Below are 14373 nucleotides of genomic sequence, written 5' to 3'. Positions count from 1 at the left end.
GGTTGCACCGGCTGGCAAGAGCGACTATGCGAAGCCTCGTCAGAGGATGAAGAAATGCCCGTGCGCGTCAAGAAGCTGATCGGAACCGTGCTGCTGGTGCTGCTGGTCATCGTCTACGCGCTGATCGCAACCATGGTGGCGGTCGCCCAGCTGTCGCAGTCAGGCCCGGTAGCGCATCTGCTGTTCTTCTTCCTCAGCGGCCTGCTCTGGATCCTGCCGGCGATGTGGATCATCAAATGGATGGTCAAGCCGTCCAAGACCGCCAGCCGCTAGAACTTTACACCGTAACAAGCCTGCGACCGCCATTGGTCATCAGTGTCGTCGCGCCAGACAGCATGGCGCGCATCGCGGCAAGATCCTGGTGGCGGCCGTTGACCGAAAGCCTAGGCAAGGCGTGCAGGTGCGCAGCGTGGCCTGATACCAGCACGCCGTGCCGCGTGGTGACCGCCGACGCAAAGCCGGCCTCGCGGGCCAGATGGGTCTCGCGCATTCCAGCGGCTGCCTCATAACCATAGGGATAGGCGAAATGTTGCGGCGCCTCGCCCAGTTCTGCCTCGATCAGGCTGCGTGAGCGGTGCATCTCGCGCAGCGCCTTGCCGGCTTCGAGCCGCTTGAGATTGCAGTGATGGACGGTGTGGGCGCCGATCGTGACCAACGGGTGGCTCGCCGCACGCCTGACTTCGGTCCAATCCATCAACAGTTGCCGGTTCGGAGCCGAGGCGTCGACGCCGGCCTGTTCGGCCAGGCCTCGCAGCACTTGCCGCTGATCTTCTTCCGACACTTCCGACGTCAGCCAATCAGACAGTTCAAGGAAAGCACCTTTGCGATCACGCGACGTGGCGCATTCGAATGTGCGCTTTTCGCCCATGATCGTGGCCGTCACCGGCTTGCCGGCCTCGACGATCGCGTCGAGAACCTCCCACCAAAGGTCGGCTGTGCCTGAGGTGAGCCCCGGCGCGACATAGATGGTGATGGGCGCGCCATGGCTTTCGAGTACCGGCAACGCCTCGACGAGATTGTCGCGGTAGGCGTCATCGGCGGTGAGCGCGGCGAATGGCCCCCCACTCCGGCCAGATCGCAGGCGAGTGACGACCTCATCCATCGAGACGAAGGCATAGCCGAGCCGCTTCATCTCGCCGACAAGCAGGTCGAGGAACTCGGGCGTTATCGTCAGATGACGATTGGGGCCTTCCGGCCGGTCAAGGAAAGCAGTGACCCTGTGCAGCATGAGGATGACGCCGACGCCGCCCACCAACGGCCTGGCCAGGGCGCCAAGACCACCATATCCGATCAGCAGGAAAGCCAGCTTTCGGGCTACGTCGATCATTCCTTCACCTTTGGCGCTTAGGCTCGGTGGCATCGAGCATACCGAGGAATGCTCAATATGTGCCGATCAATAGCCGGCAAGGATTGAAGTATGGTTGACGCTACTGCCCCCAGCGAAAACAACGCCTTGCTCCGTCATGCTGCCATCACCGGCAACGCGACAACAGCAGTTGTCCCCTCGGCTTCCAGTGAAGCGCTGAGCGCCTACGGCAAGTTCACAAGCATCTACGCGCCGGCCCAGAGCCCGGAATGGGTTTCAAGCTGGATCGACGCGAACACGCCTGACGCAGTGCTCGCCACCTTGAGCGCCAATGGGCGCCCGGTGATGTCGGTGGCCCTCGAAGTTGGCCGCGATGGGCCGTTCCGCATCGCACGATTTTTAGGCGGCAAGCATGCCAACGGCAACTTTCCGGCCACGGACAAGAACTGGCTGGCAGCAGCGAACGCCGGCGACATCGACGTCTTGATCCGCTCGATCGGAAAAGCCCGGCCGGATATCGACCTTGTCGCGTTCGACCGCCTGATCGGCGATTTCAACGGCCTGCCCAATCCTTTGCTCAAGCTGCCTTCGTCGCCGAGCCCGAATGTGGCACTTGCCGTCGATCTCGACGGTGGCTTCGAGACCGTGCTGACGCGAACCAACGGCAAGAAGAAGCGCAAGCGGCATCGCAGCCAGGAACGAAAGTACGAAGTCGTTGGCGGCGCACGGCGCACGATGGCGACGACGACTGCCGAGGCCAACGCCATGCTCGATGCGTTCTTCGCGATGAAGGAACAGCGGTTTGGTGCCATGGGCATCACCGATGTGTTCGCCGATACCGAGGTCCGCACCTTTTTTCGCAAGCTGTTCGTCGATGCCCTCGCGCGGGAAAATCCGTCCTTCGTGCTGCACGGGCTCGAAGTCGGCGGCAAGTATCGCGCGGTCACCGGTTCGAGCCGCGCCGGAAATCGCCTGGTTTGCGAGTTCGGCGCCATTGCCGACGACGAACTGGCCTATGCGAGCCCTGGCGAGTACCTGTTCTTCGACAATATATCGGAAGCCTGCGACCAGGGGTTCGACATCTACGACTTCAGCGTCGGCGACGAGCCCTACAAGCGGCAATGGTGCGACCTCGAGATCCAGCATGCCGACGTGCTGATACCGCTAACCGCCAAAGGACGCCTCTATGCGCTCGGTTTGAGGTCGCTGTCGCGCGCCAAGGGCGCCATCAAGAACAATGCCAGGATGTGGGCGCTGATCAAGCGATTGCGCTCAGGCGTGCGCGGCAAGCCGGTCACAGCATCAGTCGAAGAAGACTAGCTCAGGCAGCCGACCGGGTCGGCTGCGGCGTCGTCGGCAAGTCATGGCCGACCGGGGTCACGAGGATGACGTCTTCATAGCCACCGGCACGCAAACCGTCGGCCACATAGGCAATCTCATCGTCATGGTGGAGGAAGCTCACGAGCACTTCGGTGCCGTCGCCGACAAGCCGCCGGATTTCGCCGGCGTCGGCCGGTCCACACTCGACGACGACGAGGTCATAGGCGGTCGTCAGCGATTCCATGATGATCGGCAGGCGGTCGGCGGCCCGCATGGCTCGTGCCGGATCGGCCGTGCCAACCGGCATGACATCGCAGTCGGAATAGTGGTCGGCGCGGATGACGTCGGTGAACTGGGCCTCGGACGCCAGAAGGTTGGTGATGCCTGGATAACGGCCGCCGTCGAGCATCGGCCCTGCCGCGGCGCCTGAGGCCGTCAGGTCGAGCAGCAAGACGCGCAGGCCGGAATCGGCGACTTCGCGTGCTACCAGCACCGCCGTCGCAGCGGCATCATCGCCTTCCGGCGACACGAAGATGGCACGGGCAGCACCACCGGCAATGAGCTTCTCCGCCGCCGTCTCGATGCTGATGCCGCCATGTAAAGGCGCACGCACGGGCTCCAAGGTCGGCTCCTGTGTGGCATCCAAGTCGTGATGCGCATCGACCATCGCCTGCGGCTCGCTATCGTCATCGGCGAGCGGCACTGCGATTGCAGGCTCTTCCGCTTCCACCCAGGCCCGAGGTGCGTCTTCTTCCGGCAAGTTTGCGGCGCGGCGCACCGGCATCGCCACTTGCTCGACCGGTGTGACGCGTGCGCCGGCTGCTGGCCGCATGGCGCGGCCGGAGAACAACTCCTGCAGCAGCGTGAAAATTGCCATCACGAGCAGCGAGCCGACAAAGGCGGCGCCGACAATCGGGATGATCTTGGGGAAGTAGGATTCCGACGGCACGATCGCTGTCGAAAAAACCCGTGCGTCGACCGGCAGATAGTTGCGGTCCTGACGCGATGCGGCTTCGCGGTAGCGGGTGAGATAGGACTCGAGCAGCGCTCGCTGTGCGGCGGCCTCCCGTTCGAGGGCACGCAGTTCGACCTCTTCTTCCGATACGCGCCCGGATTCCACTTTCAGCCGGTTGAGGTCGGCGACAAGCTGCCTTTCGCGAAGGTCTGCGTTGTTGGCTTCGTTGACCAATCCAACAAGAACCTTTTCTGCCTGCGACCGGATTTGCATGTCGAGGTCGGACAGCTGCGAGTTCAGCGCCTTGATGCGCGGATGATTGGGCAAAAGCGTGGTCGAGAGGTCGGCGATATCGGTCCGCAGCTGGATCTGACGCTCACGCAGGCGCTGGATGAGACCGGACGACAGCACCTCCGGAATGGCGTCGATCGAACCGCCGCCCTTCAAAGCCTGGCGCACGCTCTGGGCTGTTGCTTCGGCCGCCGAACGGCTGGCACGGACCCGCGACAACTCGCTGGAGAGTTCGGACAGCTGTTGGGTGGCTAGAGCCGAATTGTTCTGCCCGACAAGCAGGTCAGACTGCGACCGGAAGCTGGCGACACGTGCCTCGGCATCCTTGACGCGCTTGTTCAGGTCGGCGATCTCGGGCTTCAGCCAGTCCGTCGCCTCCGTGCTCGACTCAAGCTTGGAGCCGCGCTGGAAATCGAGATAAGCCTCGGCGATCGCGTTCGGCACCGCTGCGGCAAGTTGGGGATCGGACGAAGAGAACTGGATGACGATGACACGCGATTTCTCGACGCGGTAGACGGTCAGTTTTTCGCGGAAAGCCTTGAGCACGCGCTCTTCGGGCGGCAGCTCGCTCGGATCGCTCTTGAGTCCGGCAATGACCAGAAGGCGAGAAATCGTCGACATCTCCGAAGCGGCATCGAACTCTGGCCGGCTGGCGAGATCAAGTTTCTTGGCCACCGTCTTGAGGATATCGGTCGAACCGATGACCTCGACCTGGCTCGTCACCCCCTCCTCGTCGAGGATCGGCCTTTCGTTCTCGCCGCTGCCGTCGGGCCGCGTGAAGACGGACTCGCGCGTTTCGATCAGCAGGCGGGTCTCGGCGCGATACTGCGGCGTCGCCATCGAGGCCAGCACGAAGGCAAGAGCCGTGACGGCGACCGAAAACAGCACCAGGCGCAACCAGTTCCTCGCAAGACTGGCGAAGAGCTGACGCAGATCGACATCGACATCACCGGCAGTGGATTGGACGCCAGACATGCAGTTCCTACTCCGAGGCTGAGCAGACTGCACGGTAAACAAACATGGTAACCCATGCGTTAACATCGCGGCACGGCACACAACCTCAGTGACGCAAGATGAGCGCGGCCTTTACCCGGCATTAACCCTAACAAGTCGATAACTGTCGCGAACCGATATTCCGCTGCGTGGCGGCAAGCAGTCGAAGGTGTGTCTGCCGAAATGAAAAGCTCCCTTCCCCTTTGCCATGCGCTTCTCGCAGCCATGCTGGTCGTCAGCGGCTGCTCGAGCTATCGGCCCGCGCCTGCCGCCTTCCATGAGGTACTCGACCAGCCCTACCGTCTCGGCGCCGGCGACCGCATACGCGTTACCGTCTTCGAGCAGGAAGGCCTGACCAACACCTATAGTGTCGACCAGTCGGGCTACATCTCCTTCCCGCTCGTCGGCGGCGTGCCGGCGCGCGGTTCCACCGCGCAGGAAGTCGAAAAGGCGCTGGCCGCCAAGCTGCGCCAGGGCTATTTGCGCGACCCCGACGTTTCGGTCGAGGTCGATCGCTACCGGCCGATCTTCGTCATGGGCGAAGTGGGTGCTGCCGGGCAATATTCATATGTCCCCGGCCTGACCGTCCAGAAGGCCGTGGCCATGGCCGGTGGCTACAGCGCCCGCGCCAACCAGGGCAATGTCGACATCACCCGCGATATCAACGGCAAGGTGATAACCGGCCGCGTGCTGACGACTGACCCGCTGTTACCCGGCGACACGATCTACGTCCGCGAGCGGCTGTTCTAAGCCGCCGTGCAGCAGACCTCGCCCCGCCAGCTCAGGATCGTCCACTGCTTCAGGTCGCCGGTCGGCGGCATCTTCAGGCATGTGCGCGACCTGACGGAGGCCCAGGTGGCTGCCGGCCATCAGGTCGGCATCATTTGCGACTCGACCACCGGCGGCGAGCACGAAGAACGCCTGTTCGAGGCAATCCGGCCGATGCTGGCGCTTGGCATCAGGCGCACATCAATGCAGCGTCATGTCGGGCCCGGAGACATCGCGGCCGGCTGGCGCACATACAAGATCATCAAGGAATTGCGGCCGGACGTGCTGCACGGGCATGGCGCCAAAGGTGGTGTCTATGCGCGTGCGTTCGGCTCACTGTTGCGGGTTTCAAGGTATTGCGTGGCCCGCCTCTACTCGCCGCATGGCGGCTCCCTGCACTATGACGAAAAGACGGTGACCGGAAAGCTGTTCTTCGCACTTGAACGCCTGATGGAACGCTTCACCGACCACCTGCTTTTCGTCTCCGACTACGAGCGCCGCACCTTCATCCGCAAGGTCGGCAAACCGCGCGTGCCCAACAGCCTGGTCTACAACGGACTGCGTGATGCGGAATTCGAGCCGGTGGCAGCACAGCCTGATGCAGCCGACTTTCTCTATATCGGCATGATGCGCGACCTGAAGGGTCCCGACCTGTTCATCGACGCCGTGAGCGCTGCGCGGCTGAAGCTCGACCGGGACATCACCGCAGTGATGGTCGGCGACGGCGAGGACCTGCCGCGCTACCACGCGCAGGTCGAGCGGCTCGAACTCGACGGCAAAATTCGCTTCCTCGCGCCAATGCCGGCGCGCCAGGCTTTTGCCCTCGCCCGTTTCGTCGTCGTCCCGTCGCGCGCCGAAGCCATGCCCTACATCGTTCTCGAGACACTTGCCGCCGGCAAGCCGATCATCGCAACCACCGTTGGCGGCATCCCCGAAATTCTCGGACCCCACTCTCCTGCATTGGTAAACCCGGACGCCGGTGAAATAGGCGCAAAGATGGTCGAGGTATTCCAGTCGCCTCCAGCCTATGCCGCAGCGATGCCTGATATCATTGAGCTGAAAGCACGTTTCGGCGTGGAAGTGATGGCCCGCGAAGTCGAGAAAGCATATTTCTCCGCCCTGCCAGCGAGACATCGCTGAAGAGCATTAGAAGGCATTTTTCTTGCTCAAGGGTTTCTTAGCTCATCTTTGATATGTCAATCTGGCAAACGGGCGACCAGCCAACAGATCGACAACGATGAACAATTTCGACCCTAAGCGCCGCTTCACCCCGGAAGCCATCAAGGCGGCTGGCGGCGACAGCAAGGCGTCCGACAAGGCCAAGCTGAGCAGTGTCGCGCAAGAGGTGGCAGCGCAGTATCGTCGCGACACCATGTCTCCGGTCATGGTCAGCGGCATCTTGCGGCTCACCGAGTTCGCCCTGCTGTTCGCCACGGGCCTGGTTCTCTACGCTTATCACGTCGGTTTCCTGGGCCATCTGGGGTGGCAATACCCGCTCGTCATCCTGGCCGCCTCCGTGGCTGCGATCGTCTTTTTCGAAATCATGGACTGCTACCAGCTGCAATCGCTGATGCGGCCGGGCGTCTCGCTGGGACGGATGGCCCTTAGCTGGGCGACCACCTTCGCCCTGATGGCGGTCACTGCCTTCTTCATGAAGGTTTCGGCTGAATTTTCCCGACTGCTGTTCGGCGGCTGGTTCGTCATCGGGCTGGCGCTGCTGGTTTGCCAGCGCCTGATCATGGCGCGCGTCATCCGGCGCTGGGCCCGCAACGGGCGCATGGAACGCCGGGCGGTCATCGTCGGCGGCGGCAAGGCCGCCGAAGTGCTGATCCGCTCCATCGAGCAGCAGCCCTACAACGACATCCGCATCTGCGGCATCTTCGACGACCGCGACGACAAGCGCTCGCCGCCGATCGTCGCCGGCTATCCCAAGCTCGGCACCGTCTCCGAATTGCTGGAATTCGCGCGTATCGCGCGCATCGACATGCTGATCGTATCGTTGCCGCTGACGGCGGAGACCCGGGTACTGCAGCTGCTCAAGAAGCTGTGGGTGCTGCCCGTCGACATCCGGCTGTCGGCACATTCCAACCAGCTGCAGTTCCGGCCGCGCTCCTACTCTTACATCGGCGCCGTGCCGATGCTCGACATCTTCGACAAGCCGATCAACGACTGGGATTCGGTCGCCAAGCGGGCCTTCGACATCCTCTTCAGCCTGCTCGGCATCATTGTCTTTTCGCCTGTGATGCTGGCGACGGCGATCGCCATCAAGCTAGACAGCAAGGGACCGGTGCTGTTCAAGCAGAAACGCCACGGCTTCAACAACGAGGTCATCGAGGTGTACAAGTTCCGCTCGATGTTCACCGAGCTGTCGGACCCCTCGGCGAAAAAGACCGTGACCAAGAACGATCCGCGCGTCACCCGCGTCGGCCGCATCATCCGCAAGACCTCAATCGACGAGCTGCCGCAATTCTTCAATTCGTTGTTCGGCAGCCTGTCGCTGGTCGGCCCTCGCCCGCATGCGATCGCCGCGCAATCGCACAACCTGCTCTACAATGAAGTGGTCGACGGCTATTTCGCCCGCCACAAGGTCAAGCCAGGTGTCACCGGCTGGGCCCAGATCAATGGCTGGCGCGGCGAGATGGACACCGACGAGAAAATCCGCAAGCGCACTGAGTTCGACCTCTACTACATCGAAAACTGGTCTCTCTGGTTCGACATCAAGATCCTGTTCCTGACGCCGATCCGCTTGCTCGACACGGAAAACGCCTATTGAGCGCGATCACCTATGATCTGCCGCCAGCCGCGATCAACGCCAAGCTGATCGGGCTCATCTCCACCGGCGCCATCGCGCTGGGCGTCTTGCTGTCGGGCTTCGTCATCCGCGAGCCAGCGCCTTACGAGCTCTACATGGCCGGGCTGATCGCGGTGTGGTCGCTCTTCGGGCTGCGCATCTCGCGCGCCATCACCCCGCTGGTCGTTCTGATCGTGACGTTCAACATCGGCGGCATGATTGCGATGACGCAGATGGCGGACCTGATGAATACCCCGCTCTATCTCGCGGTGTCGCTGTTTCTCGGCTTCACCGCGATCTTCTTTGCCGCTGTCACCGAGGCCGACCCCAGATTGTTCCGGGTCATCTTCCTGGCCTGGGTGACATCCGCGGTCTTTACCTCCGTGCTCGGCATCCTTGGCTATTTCGGAGCGGTGCCCGGCGCCGAGATGTTCACCAAATTCGGCCGTGCCGCCGGTGCGTTCCAGGATCCGAACGTGTTCGGACCATACCTCACCCTGCCTGGCATCTACCTGCTCTACCGCGTGCTGACCGGCAATCCGCTCAAGATGGCGATCTATGCGGTGCCGCTGCTCATCGTCACCGGCGGCATCTTCCTGTCGTTCTCGCGCGGTGCCTGGGGCCTGTTCGGCGCCTCCGCGATCCTGCTCACCGGCTTCTTGTTCCTGCAAAGCGACAGCGGCAGGTTTCGGCTACGCATCGTGGTGATGAGTATCGCAGCCATCGCGCTGTTGACCGTGGCGCTGCTGGTCGTCTTGCAAATCCCCAGCATCGCCGAGCTGTTCACCACGCGCGCCCAGCTCGTCCAGGATTACGACGGCGCGCGCCTTGGCCGCTTCGCCCGTTATGCCATCGGCTTCCTTCTGGCGACGGAGAAACCATTCGGTATCGGGCCGCTGGTGTTCGGCCAGATCTACGGCGAGGACACGCACAACATCTGGCTCAAGACGCTGATGGACTATGGCTGGCTCGGCTTTGCCAGCTACCTGACGCTGATCGTATGGACCATCGCGGCCGGGTTCCGCATCCTGCTGCGCAACCGGCCCTGGCAGCCCTATCTGCTGTCGGCCTACGTCGTTTTCCTCGGCCATATCGCTCTCGGCACGGTCATCGACACCGACCACTGGCGCCACTTCTACCTGCTGCTCGGCCTGATCTGGGGCTCTATCGCCCTCGAGGCCCGCCACCAGCGCGCCCTGGCCTTGCACGCCGCCTGACTCGCGCTCGGCTGTGGCCGTTGCGCACAAGACTCCCGTTTTGTGAACGGTCCGGCACCGGTTTGCCGGCTCAACTCAGCGTGACCGCTTTGTGAATCAGAGTGACCGATCCGCCTATGGCAATCGGAAAGGTAGGCGCCTATCTCACAGTGGTCAGCGAGACGACAAAACAATAACCGCCGCCTCGCTACCGAAAAATGAAAGGACTACCCCCATGAAGAAGATCATCCTCGCAGCTTCGGCAATCACCCTGATGTCTGGTGCAGCATTTGCTTCGTCAGCCGATGGTGTTGTTGCCAAGTTCGACCCCGCAGTTCGCGTCATTACGCTCGAAAGCGGCCAGAGCTACTCGGTTCCGCGTGACGTTGCTATTCCGTCGATCCAGACCGGCGAGAAGGTATCGATCCAGCTCAACGACGAAGGCGACAAGGTCCAGGGCGTTCTCCGCTAAGCGGAACCTGACACCATCCTTTAAACTACCAATATCTCCGAAAAAGCCACGGGCCCTCCCACCCGTGGCTTTTTTCGTTTGCCATGCGGAAGGCAAGGCCGTCCGCGTCATGGCCGCACCAGGCGCCTAGCGTCTCGGCCGTTGCCCAAGCTGCGAGCCGCTGCCACCAGACGATCGCGCAGCAAGCTTGCATCCGCATGCATGCGCTCCATCCTGCACGGCTCTACGATGCCATCCCATCATCCACACACGATTGGATTGCTCTCGCCCACCGCCGGCCCGGCTGTAGCGAGCAGACTCGCCGTCAAGCTAAGGCTCCTTGCGCACAACAGCGCCGATTTGTGAACGGCCCGGCACCATTTGCCGGCTCAACTCGGCGTGACTGCTTTGTGACTCAGAGTGACTGTCCAGCCTATGGAAATTGGAAAGATAGGCGCCTATCTGTTTGAGGTAAGCGAAACGACAAAACAACAATCGTCGATCCGCTACCGAACATTGAAAGGAATAAAACAATGAAGAAGATCATCCTCGCCGCTTCGGCTATCGCCCTGATGTCAGGTGCCGCATTTGCTTCGTCCACCAATGGCGTTGTTGCTGCGTATAATGAAGGCGCGCGCGTCATCACGCTCGAAAGCGGCCAGAGCTACACCGTTCCGCGCGACGTTGCCATCCCGGCGCTCCAGACCGGCGAAAAGGTATCGATCCAGCTCAACGGCGAAGGCGACAAGGTCAATGCCGTTCTCCGCTAAGGCGGAACTTCGTTGAAGGCCTGACTTACCCCAAGCCAGCCTCAACCTCAGCAAAAGCCATGGGTCCTCCCACCCATGGCTTTTTTGATTCCAAAGCATGCCCGACACGATAGCCGCAGCCCGCGCGAACGGCTGTTCGCCACCATAGTTTCAACGCCGCGCGGCAACATCGTGTGATCAAAACGTGTCTTGAGTTTACCGGTCCTGATGTAACAAGCGCCTGCCCGCGTTCGTAGTTCATGGTGTCAGCAAGGTGTCCCGCGACGAAGCAGCACCTCGCATAACCCCATCAGGAGAACGACCATGAACAAGCTCATCTTTGCTGCGGCCGCATTCGCACTCTTCTCCGGCTCGGCCCTCGCCTCGGACGCCAACGGCGTCGTCACCCGCTTCAACGCCGACACCCGCGTCATCACGCTCCAGGGCGGCGACAGCTACACCATTCCGCGAGATGTCGCCCTGCCGTCGGTCAAGGTTGGCGAAAATATCTCGATCCTCTTCAACGACGAGGGCGACGTTATCCGCAATGTGTTGACCGGCCCCCAGATGATGTAACGCCGCCACGGCAAAACGACCTGAAGCCATGGGCGCGCCCCGCGTCCATGGCTTTTGCGCACCCGGCCTGACCGCTGCCAACCCCGGCCTGAAGATGACCAGGCGGCCGAAAATTCAAGACGGTGCGGCACCGTGACTTCAGCAAAAACGCGTGAGCTATTTGTGCTTGTTGTTTACCGAACCAAATTAACGGCAGGTCGTTTCTTCTCCGCACCAAGCAATTGGAATCTCCCTCCCGGATCCACTCTTTGGTCATAGAGCAATAGGAGAAGTAAAATGAGAAAGCTCATCCTTGCCGCATCCGCCCTGGCGCTCATGTCGGGCGCAGCTCTTGCCACCGAGGTCGACGGCGTCGTTGCAAAGTTCAACCCCGCGGTCCGCGTCATCACGCTCACCAATGGCGAGAGCTATACCATCCCGCGCGACGTCGCGATCCCTCCGCAACTGGCTGCCGGCAAGCGGGTAGCGATCGACGAGCACGACAACGGTGCGAAAATCGACTTCGTGCTGGTAGGTTCGGCCACCTAGCATCCAGCGCCCGTATCAACCCACCTGCCCTGACATCACGCCATGGACGCCACCCAGCGTCCGTGGCGTTCTTAATTTCGGCAGGAAGGTCAGGCCGCGCGACGGAACAAGGCCAACTGCATTTGCAGTGGCCGGCGAACCGTTCGAAACTCAGGTGATTGTTAGGGGAAGGGAAAATTGGTCGGAGTGGCCGGATTCGAACCGACGACCCCTTGACCCCCAGTCAAGTGCGCTACCGGGCTGCGCTACACTCCGGACCGGTCGCGATGTATCTTGATATTGCCGCTTCGGTCAACCCAATTCGGCGGCTTTCCCGCCAAACTTCTTCATTCCAAGACAGAATATTTTCGTAGACCGAGAGGCGTCAGCGAACCTGGTCGAGCAGGCGCTTGCATTCAAGGAGATCGAACAGCGCCTCCTGGAGCAGCGCCCGGTTGTCACGCGAGAGCTTGCCGGCGTCGGCGGCCACTGGACCCTCGTCGTCGCCTTTGCCAAGCCCGAAGAAGCGCCGGCTCGGCTTGGCGCGCGCCTCGCCCACCAGCATCTCCTCATCAGGGCCGCGTGGCTGCGCTGCGGGCGTCAGGGGTGCCTCGGCCTGCTTGCGCTGGGCAATGGCCTCGACGGCCTTCATGTCGCCGCTGCCGATCGCGACAAGGAACTGATTGCCGTTGTCGCGCAACAGCTTCTGCACACCCTTGATGGTGTAGCCCTGCTCATAGAGCATGTGGCGGATGCCCTTGATCAGCTCGACGTCCTGCGGCCTGTAGTATCGCCGGCCGCCACCACGCTTCATCGGCTTGATCTGGGTGAAGCGGGTTTCCCAGAAGCGCAGCACGTGCTGCGGCAAATCAAGGTCTTCGGCCACTTCACTGATGGTGCGGAAGGCGTCGGGGCTCTTGTCCATGGTCGCCACTTTCGCAAAAAACGATTCGTGATCCATTTCAGCCCTTTGCACAACAACATTCAAGCCCGGCGCGAATCACGCACCAGGCTATCAACCGGATTGTAGGGACGAATTGGCTACTTGGCGGCCTTGGACTTGCCGTTCTGGTGGGCACGCAGGATGCGGCTCTTGAGAACGTTGGATGCCTTGAAGGTCATCACCCGGCGCGGCAGGATCGGCACTTCTTCACCGGTCTTGGGATTGCGGCCGACACGTTCGTTCTTGTCGCGAACGTGGAACGTGGCGAAGGACGACAATTTGACTGTCTCGCCGCGCACGATCGCCTCGCAGATTTCGTCGAGCACGGTTTCGACCAGCTGCGCCGATTCGGTGCGCGAAAGGCCGACTTTCCGGTAGACGGATTCAGCGAGGTCGGCACGTGTCAGTGTCTTTCCCCCCATGCGACGGGCCCCATCCTCAAATCTGAAATCAGCAACGCGCCGGAGGTTAAGTAATTGATCCGTCAAGGTCAAGGACCGATACCACGACCTTTTTACGAACGCCGCGCGGGCGCCGCCACGATGCCGGAATCACCACCTGACAAGCACGGCGCCCCAGGTGAAACCGCCACCCATGGCTTCCAGCATCACGAGGTCGCCCTTCTTGATGCGTCCGTCGGCAACGGCGACCGAAAGCGCCAGCGGCACCGAGGCGGCCGAGGTATTGCCATGCATGTGAACCGTGACGACAGCTTTCTCGTCTGCAATGCCCAACTTCTTGGCCGAGGCGTCGATGATGCGCTTGTTGGCCTGGTGCGGAACGAACCAGTCGAGATCGTCGGCCGAAATGCCGGTCTGGGTGAAAACATCCTCGATCACGTCGGTGATCATGCCCACTGCATGCTTGAAGACCTCGCGGCCTTCCATCTTGAGATGGCCGACAGTGCCGGTCGTCGACGGCCCGCCGTCGACATAGAGCTTGTCCTTGTGCGTTCCGTCGGAGCGCAGGCTGGCGGCCAGTACGCCACGGTCGGCAATGCTGCCCTCGCCTTCCTCGGCCTCCAGCACCAGCGCGCCGGCGCCATCGCCAAACAGCACGCAGGTCGAGCGGTCGGTCCAATCGAGAATACGCGAGAAGGTCTCGGAGCCGATGACCAGCACGCGCTTGGCAAGCCCACCCTTGATGTAGAGGTCGGCGGTGGTGACGGCATAAACGAAGCCGCTGCACACCGCCTGCATGTCGAAGGCGAAGCCGTGGCGCATGCCGAGCCGGTTCTGGATTTCGACCGCGGTGGCGGGAAAAGTGTTGTTCGGCGTCGAGGTGGCAAGCACGATCAGGTCGATGTCGTCAGGCGTCAGGCCGGCGTTTTCAAGCGCTGCGCGGGCTGCCGCCTCGCCAAGCGAGGCGGTCGTCTCGTCGTCGGCGGCGATGTGGCGCTGGCGGATGCCGGTGCGCTGGGCGATCCACTCGTCGGAGGTCTCGACCATACCTTCGAAATCGGCGTTCTTCATGATGCGGCGGGGCAGCGCCGAACCAATGCCGCGCACAACTGATCTGATCACGTTG

15 protein-coding genes and 1 tRNA gene are annotated in these 14373 nt (G+C 61.9%); 10 read left to right on the top strand and 6 right to left on the bottom strand.

Translation table 11 applies throughout. The features are described from left to right. Window positions 1-54: 54 nt before the first annotated feature. A complete protein-coding gene (locus J1C56_RS00330; protein WP_214385046.1) occupies window positions 55-273 on the top strand; it encodes a DUF2842 domain-containing protein in 219 nt (72 codons plus the stop codon). A gap of 4 nt (window positions 274-277) precedes the next feature. On the opposite strand, the gene J1C56_RS00325 is transcribed toward J1C56_RS00330, so the two are convergent. Continuing rightward, window positions 278-1327 carry a polysaccharide deacetylase family protein gene (locus tag J1C56_RS00325; protein WP_214385045.1) on the bottom strand — a complete coding sequence of 350 codons (1050 nt, stop codon included), beginning with the start codon at window positions 1325-1327 and terminating at the stop codon, window positions 278-280. Window positions 1328-1417: 90 nt separating this feature from the next. On the opposite strand from J1C56_RS00325, the gene J1C56_RS00320 reads away from it, so the two are divergent. Next, complete coding sequence (locus J1C56_RS00320) at window positions 1418-2626, top strand: GNAT family N-acetyltransferase (RefSeq protein WP_214385044.1); 1209 nt, start codon at window positions 1418-1420, stop codon at window positions 2624-2626. 1 nt (window position 2627) lies between these two features. Here J1C56_RS00320 and J1C56_RS00315 read toward each other — a convergent pair whose 3' ends face one another. Continuing rightward, window positions 2628-4847, bottom strand: a complete 2220-nt coding sequence (locus J1C56_RS00315; RefSeq protein ID WP_214385043.1) for a GumC family protein — start codon at window positions 4845-4847, stop codon at window positions 2628-2630. Window positions 4848-5048: 201 nt separating this feature from the next. Between J1C56_RS00315 and J1C56_RS00310 the strand changes: the two genes are divergently transcribed. From J1C56_RS00310 to J1C56_RS00275, 8 genes are all read left to right on the top strand, one after another. Further along, window positions 5049-5615 (top strand): polysaccharide biosynthesis/export family protein, encoded by a 567-nt coding sequence (locus J1C56_RS00310; RefSeq protein WP_214385042.1) that lies wholly within the window; start codon window positions 5049-5051, stop codon window positions 5613-5615. A 6-nt stretch (window positions 5616-5621) separates the two neighbouring features. Continuing rightward, complete coding sequence (locus J1C56_RS00305) at window positions 5622-6773, top strand: glycosyltransferase family 4 protein (RefSeq protein WP_214385041.1); 1152 nt, start codon at window positions 5622-5624, stop codon at window positions 6771-6773. 97 nt (window positions 6774-6870) lie between these two features. Further along, entirely contained in the window at window positions 6871-8406 is a 1536-nt protein-coding gene (locus J1C56_RS00300) for an undecaprenyl-phosphate glucose phosphotransferase (RefSeq protein ID WP_214385040.1), read from the top strand. Further along, window positions 8403-9641 (top strand): O-antigen ligase family protein, encoded by a 1239-nt coding sequence (locus J1C56_RS00295; protein WP_214385039.1) that lies wholly within the window; start codon window positions 8403-8405, stop codon window positions 9639-9641. The genes J1C56_RS00300 and J1C56_RS00295 overlap by 4 nt, the downstream gene beginning before the upstream one ends. 214 nt (window positions 9642-9855) lie before the next feature. Next, window positions 9856-10092 (top strand): DUF1344 domain-containing protein, encoded by a 237-nt coding sequence (locus J1C56_RS00290; RefSeq protein ID WP_214385038.1) that lies wholly within the window; start codon window positions 9856-9858, stop codon window positions 10090-10092. Between the two features lie 512 nt (window positions 10093-10604). Then, window positions 10605-10841: a DUF1344 domain-containing protein gene (locus J1C56_RS00285; protein ID WP_214385037.1), complete on the top strand. Its 237-nt coding sequence runs from the start codon at window positions 10605-10607 to the stop codon at window positions 10839-10841. A 303-nt stretch (window positions 10842-11144) separates the two neighbouring features. Further along, on the top strand, window positions 11145-11396 hold the full coding sequence (locus tag J1C56_RS00280; protein ID WP_214385036.1) for a DUF1344 domain-containing protein: 252 nt from the start codon (window positions 11145-11147) through the stop codon (window positions 11394-11396). A gap of 276 nt (window positions 11397-11672) precedes the next feature. Continuing rightward, on the top strand, window positions 11673-11924 hold the full coding sequence (locus J1C56_RS00275; RefSeq protein ID WP_214385035.1) for a hypothetical protein: 252 nt from the start codon (window positions 11673-11675) through the stop codon (window positions 11922-11924). A 178-nt stretch (window positions 11925-12102) separates the two neighbouring features. Here J1C56_RS00275 and J1C56_RS00270 read toward each other — a convergent pair. The 4 genes from J1C56_RS00270 to J1C56_RS00255 form a co-directional block, all read right to left on the bottom strand. Continuing rightward, window positions 12103-12179: transfer RNA gene (locus J1C56_RS00270), tRNA-Pro, on the bottom strand. A gap of 109 nt (window positions 12180-12288) precedes the next feature. Continuing rightward, complete coding sequence (locus J1C56_RS00265) at window positions 12289-12828, bottom strand: MerR family transcriptional regulator (protein ID WP_214386590.1); 540 nt, start codon at window positions 12826-12828, stop codon at window positions 12289-12291. 116 nt (window positions 12829-12944) lie between these two features. Next, window positions 12945-13268, bottom strand: coding sequence for an integration host factor subunit alpha (locus J1C56_RS00260; RefSeq protein ID WP_055971437.1), 324 nt, complete (start codon window positions 13266-13268; stop codon window positions 12945-12947). A gap of 129 nt (window positions 13269-13397) precedes the next feature. Beyond that, window positions 13398-14369: a beta-ketoacyl-ACP synthase III gene (locus tag J1C56_RS00255; RefSeq protein WP_214385034.1), complete on the bottom strand. Its 972-nt coding sequence runs from the start codon at window positions 14367-14369 to the stop codon at window positions 13398-13400. Between the last annotated feature and the right edge of the window lie 4 nt (window positions 14370-14373).

Origin of the sequence: Aminobacter anthyllidis (assembly GCF_018555685.1) — a bacterium.
In the GTDB taxonomy this organism is placed as follows: domain Bacteria; phylum Pseudomonadota; class Alphaproteobacteria; order Rhizobiales; family Rhizobiaceae; genus Aminobacter; species Aminobacter anthyllidis.
The sequence above is the reverse complement of the archived record's forward strand: the minus strand, read 5'-3'. Positions and strand labels throughout refer to the sequence as shown.